The following is a 16,072-nucleotide window of genomic DNA, read 5'->3' as shown; positions in this document are numbered from 1 at the left end:
TTGCTCTGGCTTCTATACGGCGCGGCAAGCGGAGCCATAAAGAACCGGGGATAGGTCGGCCCGCCGCAGAGGAATTTTCTCTATAGGAAACATAGTTGCATGAAAGTTGACGCAACCGCAGCGACAGGGTTAGATGCCCGCGCGTCCGGTTCCAGCCTTCTTGCAAGTGACATCAACCCCGTCCCCTCCATCGTCCAATCCAGAGGAAAGCCGTCATGGCCGAAGTGAAGTCCGACATCGAGATCGCGCGTGGCGCCAAGAAAAAGCAGATCCAGGAGATCGGCCAGAAGATCGGCATCCCGACCGAGCATCTGCTGCCCTACGGCCACGACAAGGCCAAGATCTCAGCCGAGTTCATCAAGTCGGTGAAGGGCAATAAGGACGGCAAGCTGATCCTCGTCACCGCCATCAACCCGACGCCTGCCGGCGAAGGCAAGACCACCACCACGGTTGGCCTCGGCGACGGCCTGAACCGCATCGGCAAGAAGGCGATCGTCTGCATTCGCGAAGCCTCTCTCGGCCCGAATTTCGGCGTCAAGGGCGGTGCCGCCGGCGGCGGCTACGCGCAGGTGGTGCCGATGGAGGACATGAACCTCCACTTCACCGGCGACTTTCACGCCATCACCACGGCGCACAATCTTCTGTCGGCGCTGATCGACAACCACATCTACTGGGGCAATGAACTCGGCATCGACACCCGCCGCGTGGTGTGGCGCCGCGTCATGGACATGAACGACCGGGCGCTGCGCGAAATCATCTGCTCGCTCGGCGGCGTCGCCAACGGCTTCCCACGCGAGGCGGGCTTCGACATCACCGTCGCCTCGGAAGTGATGGCCATCCTGTGCCTGTCCACCGACCTGAAGGACCTGGAAAAGCGCCTCGGCGACATCATAGTCGCCTACCGCCGCGACAAGTCGCCGGTCTATGCCCGCGACCTCAAGGCCGACGGCGCCATGGCTGTCCTGCTCAAGGACGCCATGCAGCCCAACCTGGTGCAGACGCTGGAGAACAACCCGGCTTTCGTGCATGGCGGCCCGTTCGCCAACATCGCGCATGGCTGCAACTCGGTCGTCGCCACCACCACGGCGCTGAAGCTTGCCGACTATGTCGTCACCGAAGCCGGCTTCGGCGCCGACCTTGGTGCCGAGAAATTCTTTGACATCAAGTGCCGCAAGGCGGGCCTGAAGCCGGCGGCGGCGGTCATCGTCGCCACCGTGCGCGCCATGAAGATGAATGGCGGCGTCAAGAAGGAAGATCTCGGCAAGGAAAACATCGAGGCGGTGAAGAAGGGCTGCGCCAACCTCGGCCGCCACATCGAGAACATCAGGCAGTTCGGCGTGCCGGCGGTGGTTGCCATCAACCACTTCTATTCCGACACCGACGCCGAAATCCAGGCGATGAAGGACTATGTCGCCTCGATGGGCGAAGAGGCGATCCTGTGCAAGCACTGGGCCAACGGCTCCGCCGGCATCGAGGAGCTCGCCAACAAGGTGGTGGCGCTGGCCGAATCCGGCGCCTCGCAGTTCGCGCCGCTCTATCCCGACGCCATGCCGCTGTTCGAGAAGATCAACACCATCGTCCAGCGCATCTATCGCGGTTCGGAAGCGATCGCCGACAAATCGGTGCGCGACCAGCTCAAGGCCTGGGAAGACGCCGGCTACGGCAATCTGCCGGTCTGCATGGCCAAGACCCAGTACTCCTTCTCGACCGACCCGAACCTGCGCGGCGCGCCGACCGGCCACACCGTGCCGGTGCGCGAGGTCAGGCTTTCGGCGGGCGCCGGCTTCGTCGTCATCATCTGCGGCGAGGTCATGACCATGCCCGGCCTGCCCAAGGCGCCGTCCTCGGAAAAGATCTTCCTCAACGAGGCCGGCCAGATCGAAGGCCTGTTCTGATCTTTTGTCCCGACAATTGAAAAGGGCGCCGCATCGCCGCGGCGCCCTTTTTGTTTGCGGGATCGTCCTACGCCGCGTTGCGCGCCAGCGCCCGCTGGTTGGAGGCATAGATGGTGTCACGCTCCGGCAGCGCGCCGGTCTTCAGGCAGTCGATCCATTCGGCGGTCTTGAGCACGGCGGCGAAGCGCGACTGCAGGATGATGCTCACCACGCGATGGATCTCCTCCGCCGAGGCATAGCCGGCGCTGTTGGCGTAAGGCACCGAACCGGTGGCGTCGGACAGGAACTCGACGGCAAAGCCCATATGCACGGCATGGATGATGGTCGACAGGTCGCAATTATGCGTCATGTAGCCGACGACCGCGATCGTATCGACAGCATTGGCGCGCAGCCAGGCCTCGAGGTCGGTGCCGGTGAAGGCACTCGGCAAATTCTTCTCGACATAATGGTCGCGGCCACGCCTGGCGATTTCCGGATGCAGTTCGCCGCCATGGCTGCCCCTGGCGAAGATCGGCGATGTCTCGGGCGCCATCTGCTTGACGACCACGACCTTGATGCCTGCCGCCGACGCCGCATCCATGGCGCGCGCCACATTGACGACGCTGTCGCGGAACGGGGGGTGCCGGATGGCCAGATTGCCGCCATCATAGTCGTTCTGGACGTCGATGACGGCGAGCGCGCGGCGCGGCGTGGTGTTGGCTGGCTCGGACATGGTATTTCCTTTCGGGCTTGATGTGACCGGCCCAGGATAGGCTCCCTGTCTTTAGACAAAAGTGGCCCGATTGACATCATTCGAAAGAATTGGGACAATCCTCACCCACACTGGAAACGCCCATGACCACCCCCATCATCGCCGTCCTCGCTTTCGACGGCATTAGCCCGTTCCATCTCTCCGTGCCTTGCCTGGTGTTCGGCGCCGACCGCACCGGCCTCGGCCTGCCGCGCTTCGACTTCCGTGTCTGCGGGGCCGAGGAAGGGCTGATCCGGACCGATGCCGGGCTGAGCATCCTGGTGCCGCATGGGCTGTCCGCGCTCGACGACGCCGACATCGTCATCATCCCGAGCTGGAAGGATCTCGAAGCGCCCCTGGCCAAACCGCTCGAGGACGCGCTCGGCCGCGCCCACCGGCGCGGCGCGCTGATCGTGGGCCTGTGTCTCGGCACCTTTGCCATCGCCGCCGCCGGCCTGCTTTCGGGCCGAAAAGCCACCACCCATTGGGCATACACGGAGCAGTTGCGGGCCCTGCATCCCGACGTTTCGGTCGATGCCGATGTGCTCTATGTTGATGACGGCGACATCGTCACCTCCGCCGGCGTCGCCGCCGGGCTCGACTGCTGCCTTCACATCGTGCGCGCCCGCTATGGCGCGGAGGCCGCCCTGCGGCTCGCCCGGCACGTCGTGCTTTCGCCGCACCGGCAGGGCGGACAGGCGCAATTCATCGAGCGTCCCGTGGCAAAAACCGCCAATGCCGACCGCTTCACCGGGGCACTCGACGCGGTGCGTGCGACACCAGGCGAAACGCATAGCCTCGACAGCGTCGCCGAAGCCGCCGGCCTGACGCGGCGCACCTTCACCCGGCGCTTCCAGAAATCGATCGGCACCAGTTTTGGCGATTGGCTGACCAGCCAGCGGGTTGAACTGGCGCAGCGCTTGCTGGAAGCGACGGAGAAATCGATGGACATCGTCGCCTTCGAAGCCGGCTTCGGCAGCGCCACCTCGCTGCGCCAGCATTTTTCGGCGCGGCTCAGGACCTCACCGGCGCAATATCGGCGCGAGTTTTCCGGGCGAGCCGGCCGGGACGAGGGCACGACGCTCGCTTTGTCGCATTGATTGCCGACCTAAGTCTCCTCAGCCGCGTTTGACCGGCCGCGCCGGATTGCCGACCACGGTCGTGTTCGCCGCCACGTCGCGCGTCACCACCGCCCCGGCGCCAACGATTGCGCCCTCGCCGATGCTCACGCCGCCCAGGATGATGGCACTGCCGCCGATCCAGGCATTGTCGCCGATCGCGACCGGCCTGGCGATCTCCAGTCCCGCCCGCCGCCCTGCCAGCTCTCTGTGATGCTCGGCGCAGTAGATCTGCACATTGGGGCCAAACAGCGTACCCTTGCCGATGCGCACCGAAGCGGTGTCGAGGATGGTGCACCCGGCATTGAGGAAGACACCGCTGCCGAGAAACAGGTTGAAGCCGTAGGCACAGTGGAACGGCGCTTCTATGCGGGCGCCCTCCCCCACGCCGCCGAGCAGTGCCCTCAAGGCCGGTCCGAGGTTAGCGCGCTCGCGGGGCGGCAGCATGTTGTGCTCGAACACCGCGTCGCGCGCCGTGGCCCGCAAGGTCTCCAGTTCGCTATCGAGGCAGGTGTACCATTCACCATCGGCCATTTTCGCGCGTTCGCTCTCAGCCATGGCAGTCCCTCCGTTTGACGTCATTGCCAAAGCACAGCTGACGTGAACAGAAAAGCGCGGAGGCAGGTGTTAGGCCGTCGCGATCCGCGCCCAGCGACAAAAATAGTTGAAGATCGCTGTCGATTTCCCGGTAACTCATTCGTCCTCGATAGGAAGCCGAAGAACTTCGCCCGAGCAAGGAAACGGATACGATGACGATCACGATCACGGCGTTTGAACGATCTCCCGATGGCGGTAAGGGACTGGCGCGCGATACCCGCGTTCGCTGGGCGCTCGAAGAAGTGGGGCAGCCTTACGAGGTTCGCTTTGTTTCCTTCGCGGGAATGAAGGCGCCGGAGCACTTGGCCATTCATCCTTTCGGCCAGATCCCCACCTATGAGGAAGGGACCCTCTCGCTGTTCGAGACCGGCTCGATCGTCTTTCATCTCGCCGAGCAAAATGCGGGGCTGCTGCCGGAGGAGCGCAATGCCCGCGCCCGCGCCATCACCTGGATGTTTGCCGCACTGAACACCGTCGAGCCGCCGGTCCTCGAATTGACCACGGCAAGGATATTCGAAGCCGACAAGCCTTGGAGCGAGCAGCGCTTGCCGCTGGTGAAGGACCGTGTTCGCGACCGGCTCGACAGGCTCTCGACCCATCTGGGCGCCGCCGACTGGCTCGATGATGCGTTCAGCGCCGGCGATCTGTTGATGGTGTCGGTGCTGCTGCGACTGAGACCATCGGGCATTCTGGACGAATATCAGAACCTGGCCGCCTATGTCGCTCGTGGGGAAGCTCGACCAGCTTATGTCAGGGCTTTTGCCGCGCAATTCGCGGTCAACGCTCCATCAGCCAGCTGAAACATCGGTTGATGGAGCTGAGCCGAGCAGCTTTGCGGTAGCAACAAGTGCTTGACCATTGCTTGGCGCTTCCAGCCTGGCCAAGCTTCGCGTCCTCATGAGTCTCCGGCCTAGCCAAATATCCGGCCTATGGTAGCCTGCCGTTTCAGGGCCGTTCCGGCCCGGGATCGAGGGGGATCGACCATGCTTTACATTCTCGCACTTCTGATCGGCGTCATTGCCGGCCTGCGCGCCATGACGGCGCCCGCCGCCGTCGCATGGGGCGCCTATCTCGGCTGGCTGCCGGTCGCCGGCACCTGGGCGAGCTTCATGAGCCATTGGGCCGCTGTCGGCATCTTCACCATCCTGGCCATCGTCGAACTGGTCACCGACCAGTTGCCGTCGACGCCAAGCCGCAAGGTGCCGCAGCAGTTCGGCGCCCGCATCCTGCTCGGCGCCTTCTCGGGCGCGGTGGTCGGCGCGGCCGGCGGCGCCACCATCGTGTGCCTGATCGCCGGCGCCATCGGCGCGGTCATCGGCACGCTGGGCGGCGCCGAAGCGCGCGGCCGTCTGGCGGCCGCCTTCGGCAAGGATCCGCCCGCCGCCTTCATCGAGGACGCGGTTGCCATCATCGGCGGCCTGCTGATCGTGGCGGCGGTGGCATGACGGCCCAGACCTTGAACACGAAAACCTTCGACGCCATCATCATCGGCGCTGGCCAGGCCGGTACGCCATTGGCGGGTCGGCTGACGGCCGCCGGCATGACCGTGGCGCTGATCGAGCGCAAGCTGGTCGGGGGCACCTGCGTCAACACCGGCTGCATCCCGACCAAGACAATGGTGGCAAGCGCCTATGCCGCGCATCTCGCTCGCCGCGCCGCCGATTATGGCGTGACGCTCGGCGGTCCGGTCGGCGTCGACTATAAAGCGATCAAGGCGCGCAAGGACAAGGTGTCGGGCGCCTCTCGCACCGGGCTCGAGACCTGGATCGCCGGCATGGACAAATGCACGCTCTATCGCGGCCATGCGCGCTTCGAATCCGCCAACACGGTGCGTGTCGGCGAAGACCTTTTGACCGCGCCAAAGATCTTCCTCAACACGGGCGGCCGCGCCTCGGTGCCCGACCTTCCCGGCATCCACGACATCGACTATCTGACCAACTCCTCGATGATGGATCTCGATGTTCTGCCCCGCCACCTGATCGTCGTCGGCGGCAGCTACATCTCGCTCGAATTCGCGCAGATGTTCCGCCGCTTCGGCTCGGACGTCACCGTCATCGAAAAGAGCCCACGGCTGACCGGCCGCGAGGACGAGGACGTCTCGGCGGCAATCCTGTCGATCCTCGAAAACGAAGGCATAACGGTCCATGTCGGCGCCGACGACATCGGCTTCGCCAGGCAAGGCGCAGATATCGCCGTGACCTTCTCGGCCGGCAAGGCGCCAGCCGTCGGCTCGCATGTGCTTTTGGCACTCGGACGGAACCCAAACACCGACGACCTCGGCCTCGACAAGGCCGGCGTCGAGGTCGACAAGCGCGGCTTCGTCACGGTCGACGACCAGCTGCGCACCAGCGTGCCAGGCATCTGGGCGATGGGCGATTGCAACGGCAAGGGCGCGTTCACCCACACTTCCTACAACGACTTCGAGATCGTCGCCGCCAATCTGCTGGACAGCGATCCGCGCAAAGTCAGCGACCGCATCGAGGCCTATGCGCTCTATATCGATCCGCCGCTCGGCCGCTGCGGCATGACCGAGACGGTGGCGAAGAACTCCGGACGCCGCGTCCTGGTCGGCCAGCGGCCGATGACCCGCGTCGGCCGCGCCGTCGAGAAGGGCGAGACGCAAGGCTTCATGAAGATCATCGTCGATGCCGACACCAGGGAAATCCTCGGCTGCTCGGTGCTCGGCTCCGGCGGCGACGAGGCTGTGCATTGCGTGCTCGACCTGATGTACGCCAAGGCGCCGGTCGACACGCTGGCACGCGCCGTGCACATCCACCCCACGGTTTCGGAGCTGTTGCCGACGATAGCCCAGGAGCTGAAGCCGCTGGCCTGAAACCTATTTCCCGGCTTCCGGTCCAGTCAGCTTCGTCTCCAGGCGGCCGAGCAGCAGCACGGCCCCTTTCAATTCGTCGGCGCCGACATCGCTCAGCAGGTCGGCGCGCAGCACCGCCAGCAGGCGCTCGATCTCGGTGACGCGGCTGCGCCCGGCATCGGTCAGCGACAGGATCTTGGCGCGCCGGTCGGCGGCGTCCTCCATGCGCCTTACCAAGCCCTCCTCGACCAGCAGATCGACGATGCGCACCAGCGACGGCCCTTCGAAGCCGAGATGGTCGGCAAGCACCCCCTGGCGCAGATTGTCGCCAAGCCGCGACAGCATCACCAACGGCATGGCGGTGGCATGCGACAGGCCGCAATCGTCGAGCGCCTTGTCGGCCGCGCGGCGCCACAGCCTCGCCACTGATATAACGAGTTGGCCAAATCTGGCTCGATCCGGGTCTTGCTTGGGCATGACGGAAAAGATAACATGCTATCTATTAGGTTGCGACAAAATTCTTTTCGCTGGCGAAGCCCCCGTCGCCACAACCGGACGCCGACGACCGAGCTCCAAGATCGCCCTGACGGTCCCTTTTGGCCGCCGCGACCGCGAGGCGCCGAACCCGGGAAAATGTGAGGTCCGACATGTCACAAGATACCAACGGCTCCCGCGGCGTCTGGCTGCTCGTCCTTTTCGGCCTGGTGCTGATGATCATCGGCCTGCCGCTGCTCTATGGCGGCGTCCAGCTCATCGGCCTCGGCGGGTCCTGGTATTATGCGCTGGCGGGCGTCGGCATCATCATCTCCGGTTTTCTCCACGCACTGCGCCGGAAGGCCGGATTCTGGCTCTACATCCTCATCTTCCTCGCCACGGTACCCTGGGCGTTGTGGGAGGCCGGATTGAATTTCTGGCCGCTGGTGCCGCGACTGGTCGCTCCAGCCGTGCTGGCGGTGATCGCCCTCCTTTTGACACCGCTGTTCCCGTCATCGCCCAGCGGCAGGCGCGGCCCGTTCGCCGCTGCGGGCATCCTCGTCCTCGGCTTGATCGCCACCGCCGCCTACGCCTTCCAGCCGCATGGCGTGATCCGCGAAACGGCGTCGGCCAGCGAAACCCCGCCGTCCGCCGCCCTGGCCACCAGCAGCGACTGGCGCCATTACGGCCGCACCCCCGCCGGTACGCGCTACGCGCCAATCGGCCAGATCAACAAGGACAACGTGAAGGACCTGAAGGTCGCCTGGACCTTCCGCACCGGCGATATCCCGGTCAAGGGCGCCGAGGACCAGAACACGCCGCTGCAGATCGGCGACACCGTCTACACCTGTTCCTCGAAGAATGTCGTCAACGCTCTCAACGCCGAGACCGGCGAGCCGCGCTGGAAGTTCGACCCGAAGGCCTCGGGGCCGCTGTGGCAACGTTGCCGAGGCGTAAGCTATTACGAACCCGCTGCCGGCGGCGCGGCGCCTGCCGCATGTGCCAGCCGCATCGTCATGACCACCATCGATGCGCGGCTGATCGAGATCGACGCCAAGACCGGCCAACCCTGCCCGGATTTCGGCCAGGGCGGCACGGTCGACCTCAAGCAAGGCATGGGCGAGGTCAAGGCCGGCTTCTACTTCCAGACTTCGGCACCGACGGTCATGCGTGACCTGATCATGGTTGGCGGCTGGGTCTGGGACAATGTCGAGACAGGCGAACCCTCCGGCGCCGTCAGGGCCTTCAGCGCCAGGACCGGCGAGCTGGTCTGGGCCTGGGACCTCGGCAATCCCGCAATCACCAAACTGCCGCCGGAAGGCCAGAGCTACACGCGCGGTACGCCCAATGTCTGGTCGACGCCAAGCTACGACGAGGCCCTCGGCCTCGTCTATTTGCCGACCGGCAACGCCACGCCCGACTTCTTCGGCGCCGAACGCTCCAAGGCGGCGGAGGACTACACCGCCTCTGTCGTCGCGCTCGACATCGCCACCGGCCGCGAGCGCTGGAAATTCCAGACCGTGCATCACGATCTGTGGGACTACGACCTGCCCTCGCAGCCGGCGCTGTATGACGTGCCGGATGGCAAGGGCGGCACGGTGCCGGCGCTGATCCAGGTGACCAAGCGAGGTCAGATCTTCATGCTCGACCGCCGCGACGGCAAGCCGATCGCCGAAGTGCGGGAAAAGCCGGTACCGCAGGATGGCGGCGCCAAGGAGGATTTCCTGTCGCCGACCCAGCCCTATTCGGTCGGCATGCCCTCGATCGGCGATCAGCCTTTCACCGAGGCCAGCATGTGGGGCGCCACCCCGTTCGACCAGCTCTATTGCCGCATCGGCTTCAAGAAGCTGCGCTACGAAGGCGAGTTCACGCCGCCGGGTCCGACGCGTTCGCTGCAATTTCCCGGCTATTATGGCGGCATGAACTGGGGCAGCGCTTCGATCGACGAGGCCAACGGCTATCTGATCGTCAACGACATCCGCATGCCGCAATTCGTCGTGCTGCTGCCGCGCGCCGAGGCCGACGGTTACGGCCCCTCGGCGGCGCATGACGGTCTGGGCACCCAGCTCGGCACGCCTTATGGCGCGCTCAAGAACGGCTTCATGTCGCCGCTCGGCGTGCCCTGCCATCAGCCGCCCTATGGCACGATCAGCGCCATCGACCTCAACACGCGAAAACTCGTCTGGCAGGTTCCGGCCGGCACGCTGCAGGACACCGGCCCGCTCGGCATGAAGACCGGACTGCGGATCCCGATCGGCATGCCGTCACTCGGCGGACCGGTGACGACGGCGGGCGGCCTCGTCTTCTATGCCGGCACGCAGGATTATTATCTGCGTGCCATCGACATTGCCACCGGTGAGGAAATCTGGAAGGGCCGCTTGCCGGTCGGCGCGCAGGCAACACCGATGACCTACACTTCGCCCGAAAGCGGCCGCCAGTTCGTCGTCGTCTCGGCCGGCGGCGCACGCCAATCACCCGATCGCGGCGACTACATCATCGCCTATGCCTTACCGAAGGCGCCATGACCCTGCAAATTTCTTCGACATCACATCGATGATCCCCAACGGGGCGCCGAGGCACCCCGTTTTTCAATCTGCTCCACGCTTTCTGCATTGCTGCATTGCGGCAATGTCTGTTGCGCTCGGCGGGGATCCTCGCGCAGTCTAAAATTGAACCGATTCAGTCTGGACGCCCCATGCCTTTGCCGATCCTTGCGCTTGCCATTGCGTCCTTCTGCATCGGCACCACCGAATTCGTCATCATGGGCCTGCTGCCGGAGGTCGCCGCCGATCTCGGCGTGACGATCCCCGCCGCTGGCCTGCTGGTTACCGGCTATGCGCTGGGCGTCGTCTTCGGCGCGCCGATCGTCGCCATGGGCACAGCGCATCTGCCGCGCAAGCCGGTGCTGGTCGGACTGGCCGCCTTGTTCGTCGTCGGCAATCTCTTCTGCGCCATCGCGCCCAATTACTGGCTGCTGATGGCCGCGCGCGTCTTCACCGCTTTCGGCCACGGTGCCTTCTTCGGCATCGGCTCGGTCGTTGCCGCCAGCCTGGTGCCGCGCAACAAGCGCGCCAGCGCCATCGCGCTGATGTTCGCCGGCCTGACGCTCGCCAACATCCTCGGCGTTCCGGCCGGTACCGCACTGGGCGAAGCCTTCGGCTGGCGCGCCACTTTCCTGGCCGTCGTCGGCATCGGCCTGGTCTCGGTCGCGGCCATCGCCTGGCTGGTACCGTCGGATGTCACGGAACCGAGCGGCGGCGGTCTACGCGCCGAAGTCCGCGTGCTCGGCAAGCTGCAGGTGTGGCTGGCGATGCTGATCGCGGCGCTGACCTCGGCCAGCCTGTTCGCCGTCTTCACCTATATCAAACCCTACCTCACCGACGTGTCGGGCCTGTCGACCTCCGCTGTCACCTGGGTGCTTTTGCTGTTCGGCGCCGGCATGACCATTGGCAACATCATCGGCGGCCGACTGGCCGACTGGAAACTGATGCCGACGGTGATCGCCACCTTGCTGTTGATGGCGCTGCTGTTCGTCGGCTTCATGCAGTTCGGCGCCATCGCCAGCGTTGCCATCGGCATCGTCTTCCTGTGGGGCCTGCTCATCTTCGTCGTCGTGCCGCCGCTGCAGATCCGTGTCGTCGAGGCCGCGTCCGAAGGGCCGAACCTTGCCGCCACGCTCAACCAGGGCGCCTTCAATGTCGGCAATGCCGGCGGTGCCTGGATCGGCGGCGTGGCGCTGTCGGCAGGCGTTTCCTATGCCAATCTGCCGCTGGTCGGCGCGGTGCTCGCCTTGCTGGCGGTCGGCGTGGCGGTGCTGTCGCAGGCGCTGGACCGGCGCGCGCCGGTCGCCGCCCTTCAGCCTGCCGCCGAATAGCCGCTTGCGCCCAAAAGCGCGCGGCGGTTTGGGGAGAACGACATGGGGCAAGCAAGAGACTAGTATTGCGCCCATAGCGCGAGAGGCTGGACCAATCGACATCGATACCTTCAGGTGAGCATGTCTTCATGCTCTTTATGGAGGAAGTCATGCAGAAATCGATCGAACGCATCGCCGGCGACAGCGACGGCGTTTCCTACGAATTCCCGGTGTTCCGCTTCGCCGGTGCCGACAAGGCCGCCCCTTCGGCCTATCTGCAGGCGGCACTCCATGCCGGCGAATTGCCTGGTGTCATCGCTATCGATGCCTTGATGCCGGCGCTGAACAAGACCGAGGCCGAAGGCCGCATCAGGGGCAACATCACCATCGTGCCCTGGGCCAACCCGATCGGCCGCGCGCAATATCATTTCGGCGAGCATCAGGGCCGCTTTCATCTGGGCACGCGCACCAACTTCAACCGCGGCTTCCCGCTGCTGGCGGCGCCCGACGCCAAGCTCTTGCCCGACATCAGCCTTGGCGGCGCCGACCAGCGGTTGAAGTCACGCCTGGTGCAGCTTTCGCTCGGCCACGACATCGTGCTCGACCTGCACTGCGACGACGAGGGTCTTGCCTATCTCTACGTCCACACCAGCCTGTGGCCAGCCATGGCCGATTGCGCCGCCGCCATGGGCGTCGATGCGGTCGTGCTGTGGGGCGAGGACACCGACGGCACTTTCGAGGGCGCCTCGATCATGCCCTACCAGAACGCATCGGCCGATGTGGCGAAGTTCGACAGGCGCGTCGTCACCACCGTCGAATATCGTGGCATCCTCGATGTCGATGGCGCGCTCGCCTCGGCCGACGCGGCAGGCCTCTACCGGCTGCTCGCGGCGCGCGGCGTGATATCCGACACCGCCCTGCCCGCGCCCGGTCCATTCACGGGTGTCGCGGCACCGCTGGAGAACATCGACATGATGCCGGCGCCCCGTGCCGGCGCTGTCCTCTACGACGTCAAGCCCGGCGACCGCGTCGCCAGGGGCGCGCGCCTCGCCACCATCGTCCATGCGCCAGGCGAAGCCGACGGCCGCACCGAAGTGTTCGCGCCGCAGGACGGCCTCATCCTCACGCGGCGCTCGCGCCGCATCATCCGCGCCGGCGAAGACCTGTTGAAACTGGTCGGCGACGGCAAGAGCAGCGACGCCAGGTCGGGCACGCTGGAGGACTGAGCCTCCGTCGAATCCAGTTGCGCCGCCGCCCAATCGCCGCTAAGGGAATCGCCATGAACATGCGTTCGACCAAGACCATTTGGTGGTGGGCCTGCTGACAGCGGCCTGTTCGAACGCGTGCGCGTGAAAATAGAAGGTGGCCGCAACGGAATGTCCGGGCGGCCATTTGTTTTTTCAAGCCATTCCCGGGTCCGTTGCCCAACTAGCTGATGGAGATGGCAATGACGACGATGAAGGTTCTGGACAACGGCGCCGAGCGTTTCGTGACCGAGGGTGGCGTCACCATCACCCGCGAGCGCCACGACCGGCCCTATGAAGGCGCGATCGACGCCTATGTCGACGGGCTGAATTCGCGCCGTGGCGCGGTGTTTTCCTCCAACTACGAATATCCCGGCCGCTACACGCGCTGGGACACCGCCATCATCGATCCGCCGCTGGTCATCTCCGCGCGCGGCCGCGCCATGCGCATCGAGGCGCTGAACGGCCGCGGCGAGGCGCTGTTGCCGGTCATCGGCCGGACGCTCGGCGCTCTCGCCGAGGTCACCATCGCCGAGACCTCGAAGAAGCTGATCCGCCTCGACGTCGCCAAGCCCGGCCGTGTCTTCACCGAGGAGGAGCGCAGCCGCGTTCCCTCGGTCTTCACCGTGCTGCGCGCCATTACCGCTCTGTTCAAGACGGCCGAAGATGCCAATCTCGGCCTCTACGGCGCCTTCGGCTACGACCTTGCCTTCCAATTCGACCCGGTTGACCACACGCTGGTTCGCAAGCAAAGCCAGCGCGACCTGGTGCTGTTCTTGCCCGACGAGATCCTGGTCGTCGACCATTATTCGGCCAAGGCCTGGACCGACCGCTACGACTATACGGGCGAGGGCTTTTCGACCGAGGGCCTGCCGCGCGACCAGATCGCCGAACCGTTCAAGACCGCCGACCGCATCCCGCCGCGCGGCGACCATGAGCCGGGCGAATACGCCAATCTGGTACGCCGGGCGATGGACTCCTTCAAGCGCGGCGACCTGTTCGAGGTCGTCCCCGGCCAGATGTTCTACGAGCGCTGCGAGACACAGCCATCCGAGATTTCGCGCAAGCTGAAATCCATCAACCCCTCGCCCTATTCCTTCTTCATCAATCTGGGCGAGAACGAATACCTGATCGGTGCCTCGCCGGAGATGTTCGTGCGCGTCAACGGCCGCCGCGTCGAGACCTGTCCGATCTCCGGCACCATCAAGCGCGGCGAGGACGCCATTTCGGATTCCGAGCAGATCATCAAACTGCTCAACTCCAAGAAGGACGAATCCGAGCTGACAATGTGCTCGGACGTCGACCGCAACGACAAGTCGCGGGTCTGCGATCCAGGTTCGGTGCGCGTCATCGGCCGCCGCCAGATCGAGATGTATTCGCGCCTGATCCACACCGTCGATCACATCGAGGGCCGGCTGCGCGAAGGCATGGATGCCTTCGACGCGTTTCTCTCGCATGCCTGGGCGGTCACCGTCACCGGCGCGCCAAAACTGTGGGCCATGCGCTTCATCGAGCAGAACGAGAAGAGCCCACGCGCCTGGTATGGCGGCGCCATCGGCATGGTCAACTTCAACGGCGACATGAACACCGGCCTGACGCTGCGCACCATCCGCATCAAGGACGGCATCGCCGAGGTGCGTGCCGGCGCCACCTTGCTCTTCGACAGCATCCCCGAGGAAGAAGAAGCCGAAACCGAACTGAAAGCATCCGCCATGCTCTCCGCCATCCGCGACGCCAAGACGGGCAATTCGACCAGCACCGAGCGCACCACGGCGCGCGTCGGCGATGGCGTCAACATCCTGCTCGTCGACCACGAGGACTCCTTCGTCCACACGCTTGCCAACTACTTCCGCCAGACCGGCGCCAATGTCTCGACCGTGCGCTCGCCGGTACCGGAGGAAATCTTCGAGCGGCTGAAGCCCGACCTCGTCGTGCTGTCGCCCGGACCCGGTACGCCAAAAGATTTCGACTGCGCCGCGACCATCAAGAAGGCCCGCGCACGCGACCTGCCGATCTTCGGCGTCTGCCTTGGCCTGCAGGCGCTGGCCGAGGCCTATGGCGGCGAACTCAGGCAGTTGCACATCCCCATGCACGGCAAGCCGTCGCGCATCCGCGTCTCCAAGCCCGGCATCATCTTCTCGGGCCTGCCGAAGGAAGTCACCGTCGGCCGCTACCACTCGATCTTCGCCGATCCGGTGCGCCTGCCAGACGATTTTATCGTCACGGCCGAGACGGAAGACGGTGTCATCATGGCCTTCGAGCACCGCAAGGAGCCGATCGCGGCGGTGCAGTTCCATCCTGAATCGATCATGACGCTCGGCCACAATGCCGGCATGCGCATCATCGAGAACATCGTCGCGCATTTGCCGCGCAAGGCCAAGGAAAAGGCAGCCTGACGCCAATGGCCGAAGTCGAGAACACGATGGCGGTCGCGGCGAAAGCCGCCGCGAAGCGCAGGGTCGCCAACCTTGCCTTCTGGTCGATCGTGATCGCCTTTGTCGTGCTCGCGCTGAAAGCCGCCGCCTGGTACATAACCGGATCCGTGGCGCTCTATTCGGACGCGCTGGAATCGATTGTCAACGTCATCGCCTCGGTCGCCGCCTTCTGGGCGATCCAGGTCAGCCATAAGCCGGCCGACCAGGATCACCCCTTCGGCCACCACAAGGCCGAGTATTTCTCGGCCGTGCTCGAAGGCGTGCTGATCGTGCTCGCCGCGCTTTTGATCCTCAACGAAGTCTGGCGCTCCTGGCAGGCGCCGGCTCCGCTCGAACAGCCTTGGAAAGGCCTTGCCGTCAACGGCGTCGCCACCGTCATCAATGCCTTCTGGGCCTGGACGCTGATCCGCGCGGGGCGGGCCGAAAAGTCACCGGCGCTGGTCGCCGACGGCAATCACATCATGACCGATGTGGTGACCTCGATCGGCGTCTTCGGCGGCCTGGTCGGAGCGATCCTGACGGGCTGGCAGATCCTCGACCCGGCATTGGCCGTCATCGTCGCGCTCAACATCCTGTGGCAGGGCTGGCATGTCATCGGCTCGTCGATGAACGGCCTGATGGACCGGGCCGTCGACACGGCCGAACACATGCGCATCCGAGACATCATCTCGGCCAATTGCAAGGGCGCCATGGAGGTGCACGACCTCAAGACCCGCATCGCCGGCCGCGCCACCTTCATCGAATTCCACCTGGTCGTCGACGCTGACATGTCGGTCGGCGCCAGTCACGTCATCTGCGACCGCATCGAGGACGCGCTTAAGGCCGAACTCCCCTCGGTGCGGGTGACCATCCATGTCGAGCCCGACGACGAGGCCAAGCTGCCCAAGGGCACGACGGCGGTGCCGTTCGCCTGA

At 65.1% G+C, this 16,072-nt stretch carries 13 protein-coding genes; 10 read left to right on the top strand and 3 right to left on the bottom strand.

Going from position 1 to position 16,072, the window contains the following annotated elements:
* Nucleotides 1-215 precede the first annotated feature (215 nt).
* Complete coding sequence (locus FJ948_RS12575) at nt 216-1,895, top strand: formate--tetrahydrofolate ligase (RefSeq protein WP_140704732.1); 1,680 nt, start codon at nt 216-218, stop codon at nt 1,893-1,895.
* 67 nt (nt 1,896-1,962) lie between these two features.
* On the opposite strand, the gene FJ948_RS12570 is transcribed toward FJ948_RS12575, so the two are convergent.
* Entirely contained in the window at nt 1,963-2,607 is a 645-nt protein-coding gene (locus FJ948_RS12570) for a cysteine hydrolase family protein (protein ID WP_140704729.1), read from the bottom strand.
* Between the two features lie 122 nt (nt 2,608-2,729).
* On the opposite strand from FJ948_RS12570, the gene FJ948_RS12565 reads away from it, so the two are divergent.
* Complete coding sequence (locus FJ948_RS12565) at nt 2,730-3,725, top strand: helix-turn-helix domain-containing protein (RefSeq protein ID WP_140704727.1); 996 nt, start codon at nt 2,730-2,732, stop codon at nt 3,723-3,725.
* Between the two features lie 18 nt (nt 3,726-3,743).
* Here the strand turns inward: FJ948_RS12565 and FJ948_RS12560 are convergent, their stop codons facing one another.
* A complete protein-coding gene (locus FJ948_RS12560; RefSeq protein WP_140704724.1) occupies nt 3,744-4,301 on the bottom strand; it encodes a sugar O-acetyltransferase in 558 nt (185 codons plus the stop codon).
* Between the two features lie 191 nt (nt 4,302-4,492).
* Here FJ948_RS12560 and FJ948_RS12555 point away from each other — a divergent pair, with 191 nt between their 5' ends.
* From FJ948_RS12555 to FJ948_RS12545, 3 genes are all read left to right on the top strand, one after another.
* A complete protein-coding gene (locus tag FJ948_RS12555) occupies nt 4,493-5,140 on the top strand; it encodes a glutathione S-transferase family protein (RefSeq protein ID WP_140704722.1) in 648 nt (215 codons plus the stop codon).
* Between the two features lie 183 nt (nt 5,141-5,323).
* Nucleotides 5,324-5,785 (top strand): DUF4126 domain-containing protein, encoded by a 462-nt coding sequence (locus tag FJ948_RS12550; RefSeq protein WP_140704720.1) that lies wholly within the window; start codon nt 5,324-5,326, stop codon nt 5,783-5,785.
* An 11-nt stretch (nt 5,786-5,796) separates the two neighbouring features.
* The gene (locus tag FJ948_RS12545) at nt 5,797-7,173 is read left to right on the top strand and encodes an FAD-containing oxidoreductase (protein ID WP_140705056.1); all 1,377 of its coding nucleotides are present in this window, start codon (nt 5,797-5,799) and stop codon (nt 7,171-7,173) included.
* Nucleotides 7,174-7,176: 3 nt separating this feature from the next.
* On the opposite strand, the gene FJ948_RS12540 is transcribed toward FJ948_RS12545, so the two are convergent.
* Nucleotides 7,177-7,629 (bottom strand): MarR family transcriptional regulator, encoded by a 453-nt coding sequence (locus FJ948_RS12540; RefSeq protein ID WP_140704718.1) that lies wholly within the window; start codon nt 7,627-7,629, stop codon nt 7,177-7,179.
* A 170-nt stretch (nt 7,630-7,799) separates the two neighbouring features.
* Between FJ948_RS12540 and FJ948_RS12535 the strand changes: the two genes are divergently transcribed.
* From FJ948_RS12535 to FJ948_RS12515, 5 genes are all read left to right on the top strand, one after another.
* Complete coding sequence (locus FJ948_RS12535; RefSeq protein WP_140704716.1) at nt 7,800-10,151, top strand: membrane-bound PQQ-dependent dehydrogenase, glucose/quinate/shikimate family; 2,352 nt, start codon at nt 7,800-7,802, stop codon at nt 10,149-10,151.
* A 170-nt stretch (nt 10,152-10,321) separates the two neighbouring features.
* On the top strand, nt 10,322-11,500 hold the full coding sequence (locus tag FJ948_RS12530) for an MFS transporter (RefSeq protein WP_140704715.1): 1,179 nt from the start codon (nt 10,322-10,324) through the stop codon (nt 11,498-11,500).
* A 149-nt stretch (nt 11,501-11,649) separates the two neighbouring features.
* A complete protein-coding gene (locus tag FJ948_RS12525) occupies nt 11,650-12,705 on the top strand; it encodes a succinylglutamate desuccinylase/aspartoacylase family protein (protein ID WP_140704714.1) in 1,056 nt (351 codons plus the stop codon).
* 221 nt (nt 12,706-12,926) lie between these two features.
* Nucleotides 12,927-15,119: an anthranilate synthase gene (locus tag FJ948_RS12520; protein ID WP_140704712.1), complete on the top strand. Its 2,193-nt coding sequence runs from the start codon at nt 12,927-12,929 to the stop codon at nt 15,117-15,119.
* Nucleotides 15,120-15,124: 5 nt separating this feature from the next.
* Nucleotides 15,125-16,072, top strand: coding sequence for a cation diffusion facilitator family transporter (locus tag FJ948_RS12515; protein WP_140704711.1), 948 nt, complete (start codon nt 15,125-15,127; stop codon nt 16,070-16,072).

Source organism: Mesorhizobium sp. B2-3-12, assembly GCF_006442205.1.
GTDB lineage: Bacteria > Pseudomonadota > Alphaproteobacteria > Rhizobiales > Rhizobiaceae > Mesorhizobium.
Note: the sequence above shows the minus strand (reverse complement) of the source record. Positions and strands in the feature narration are given on the sequence as shown.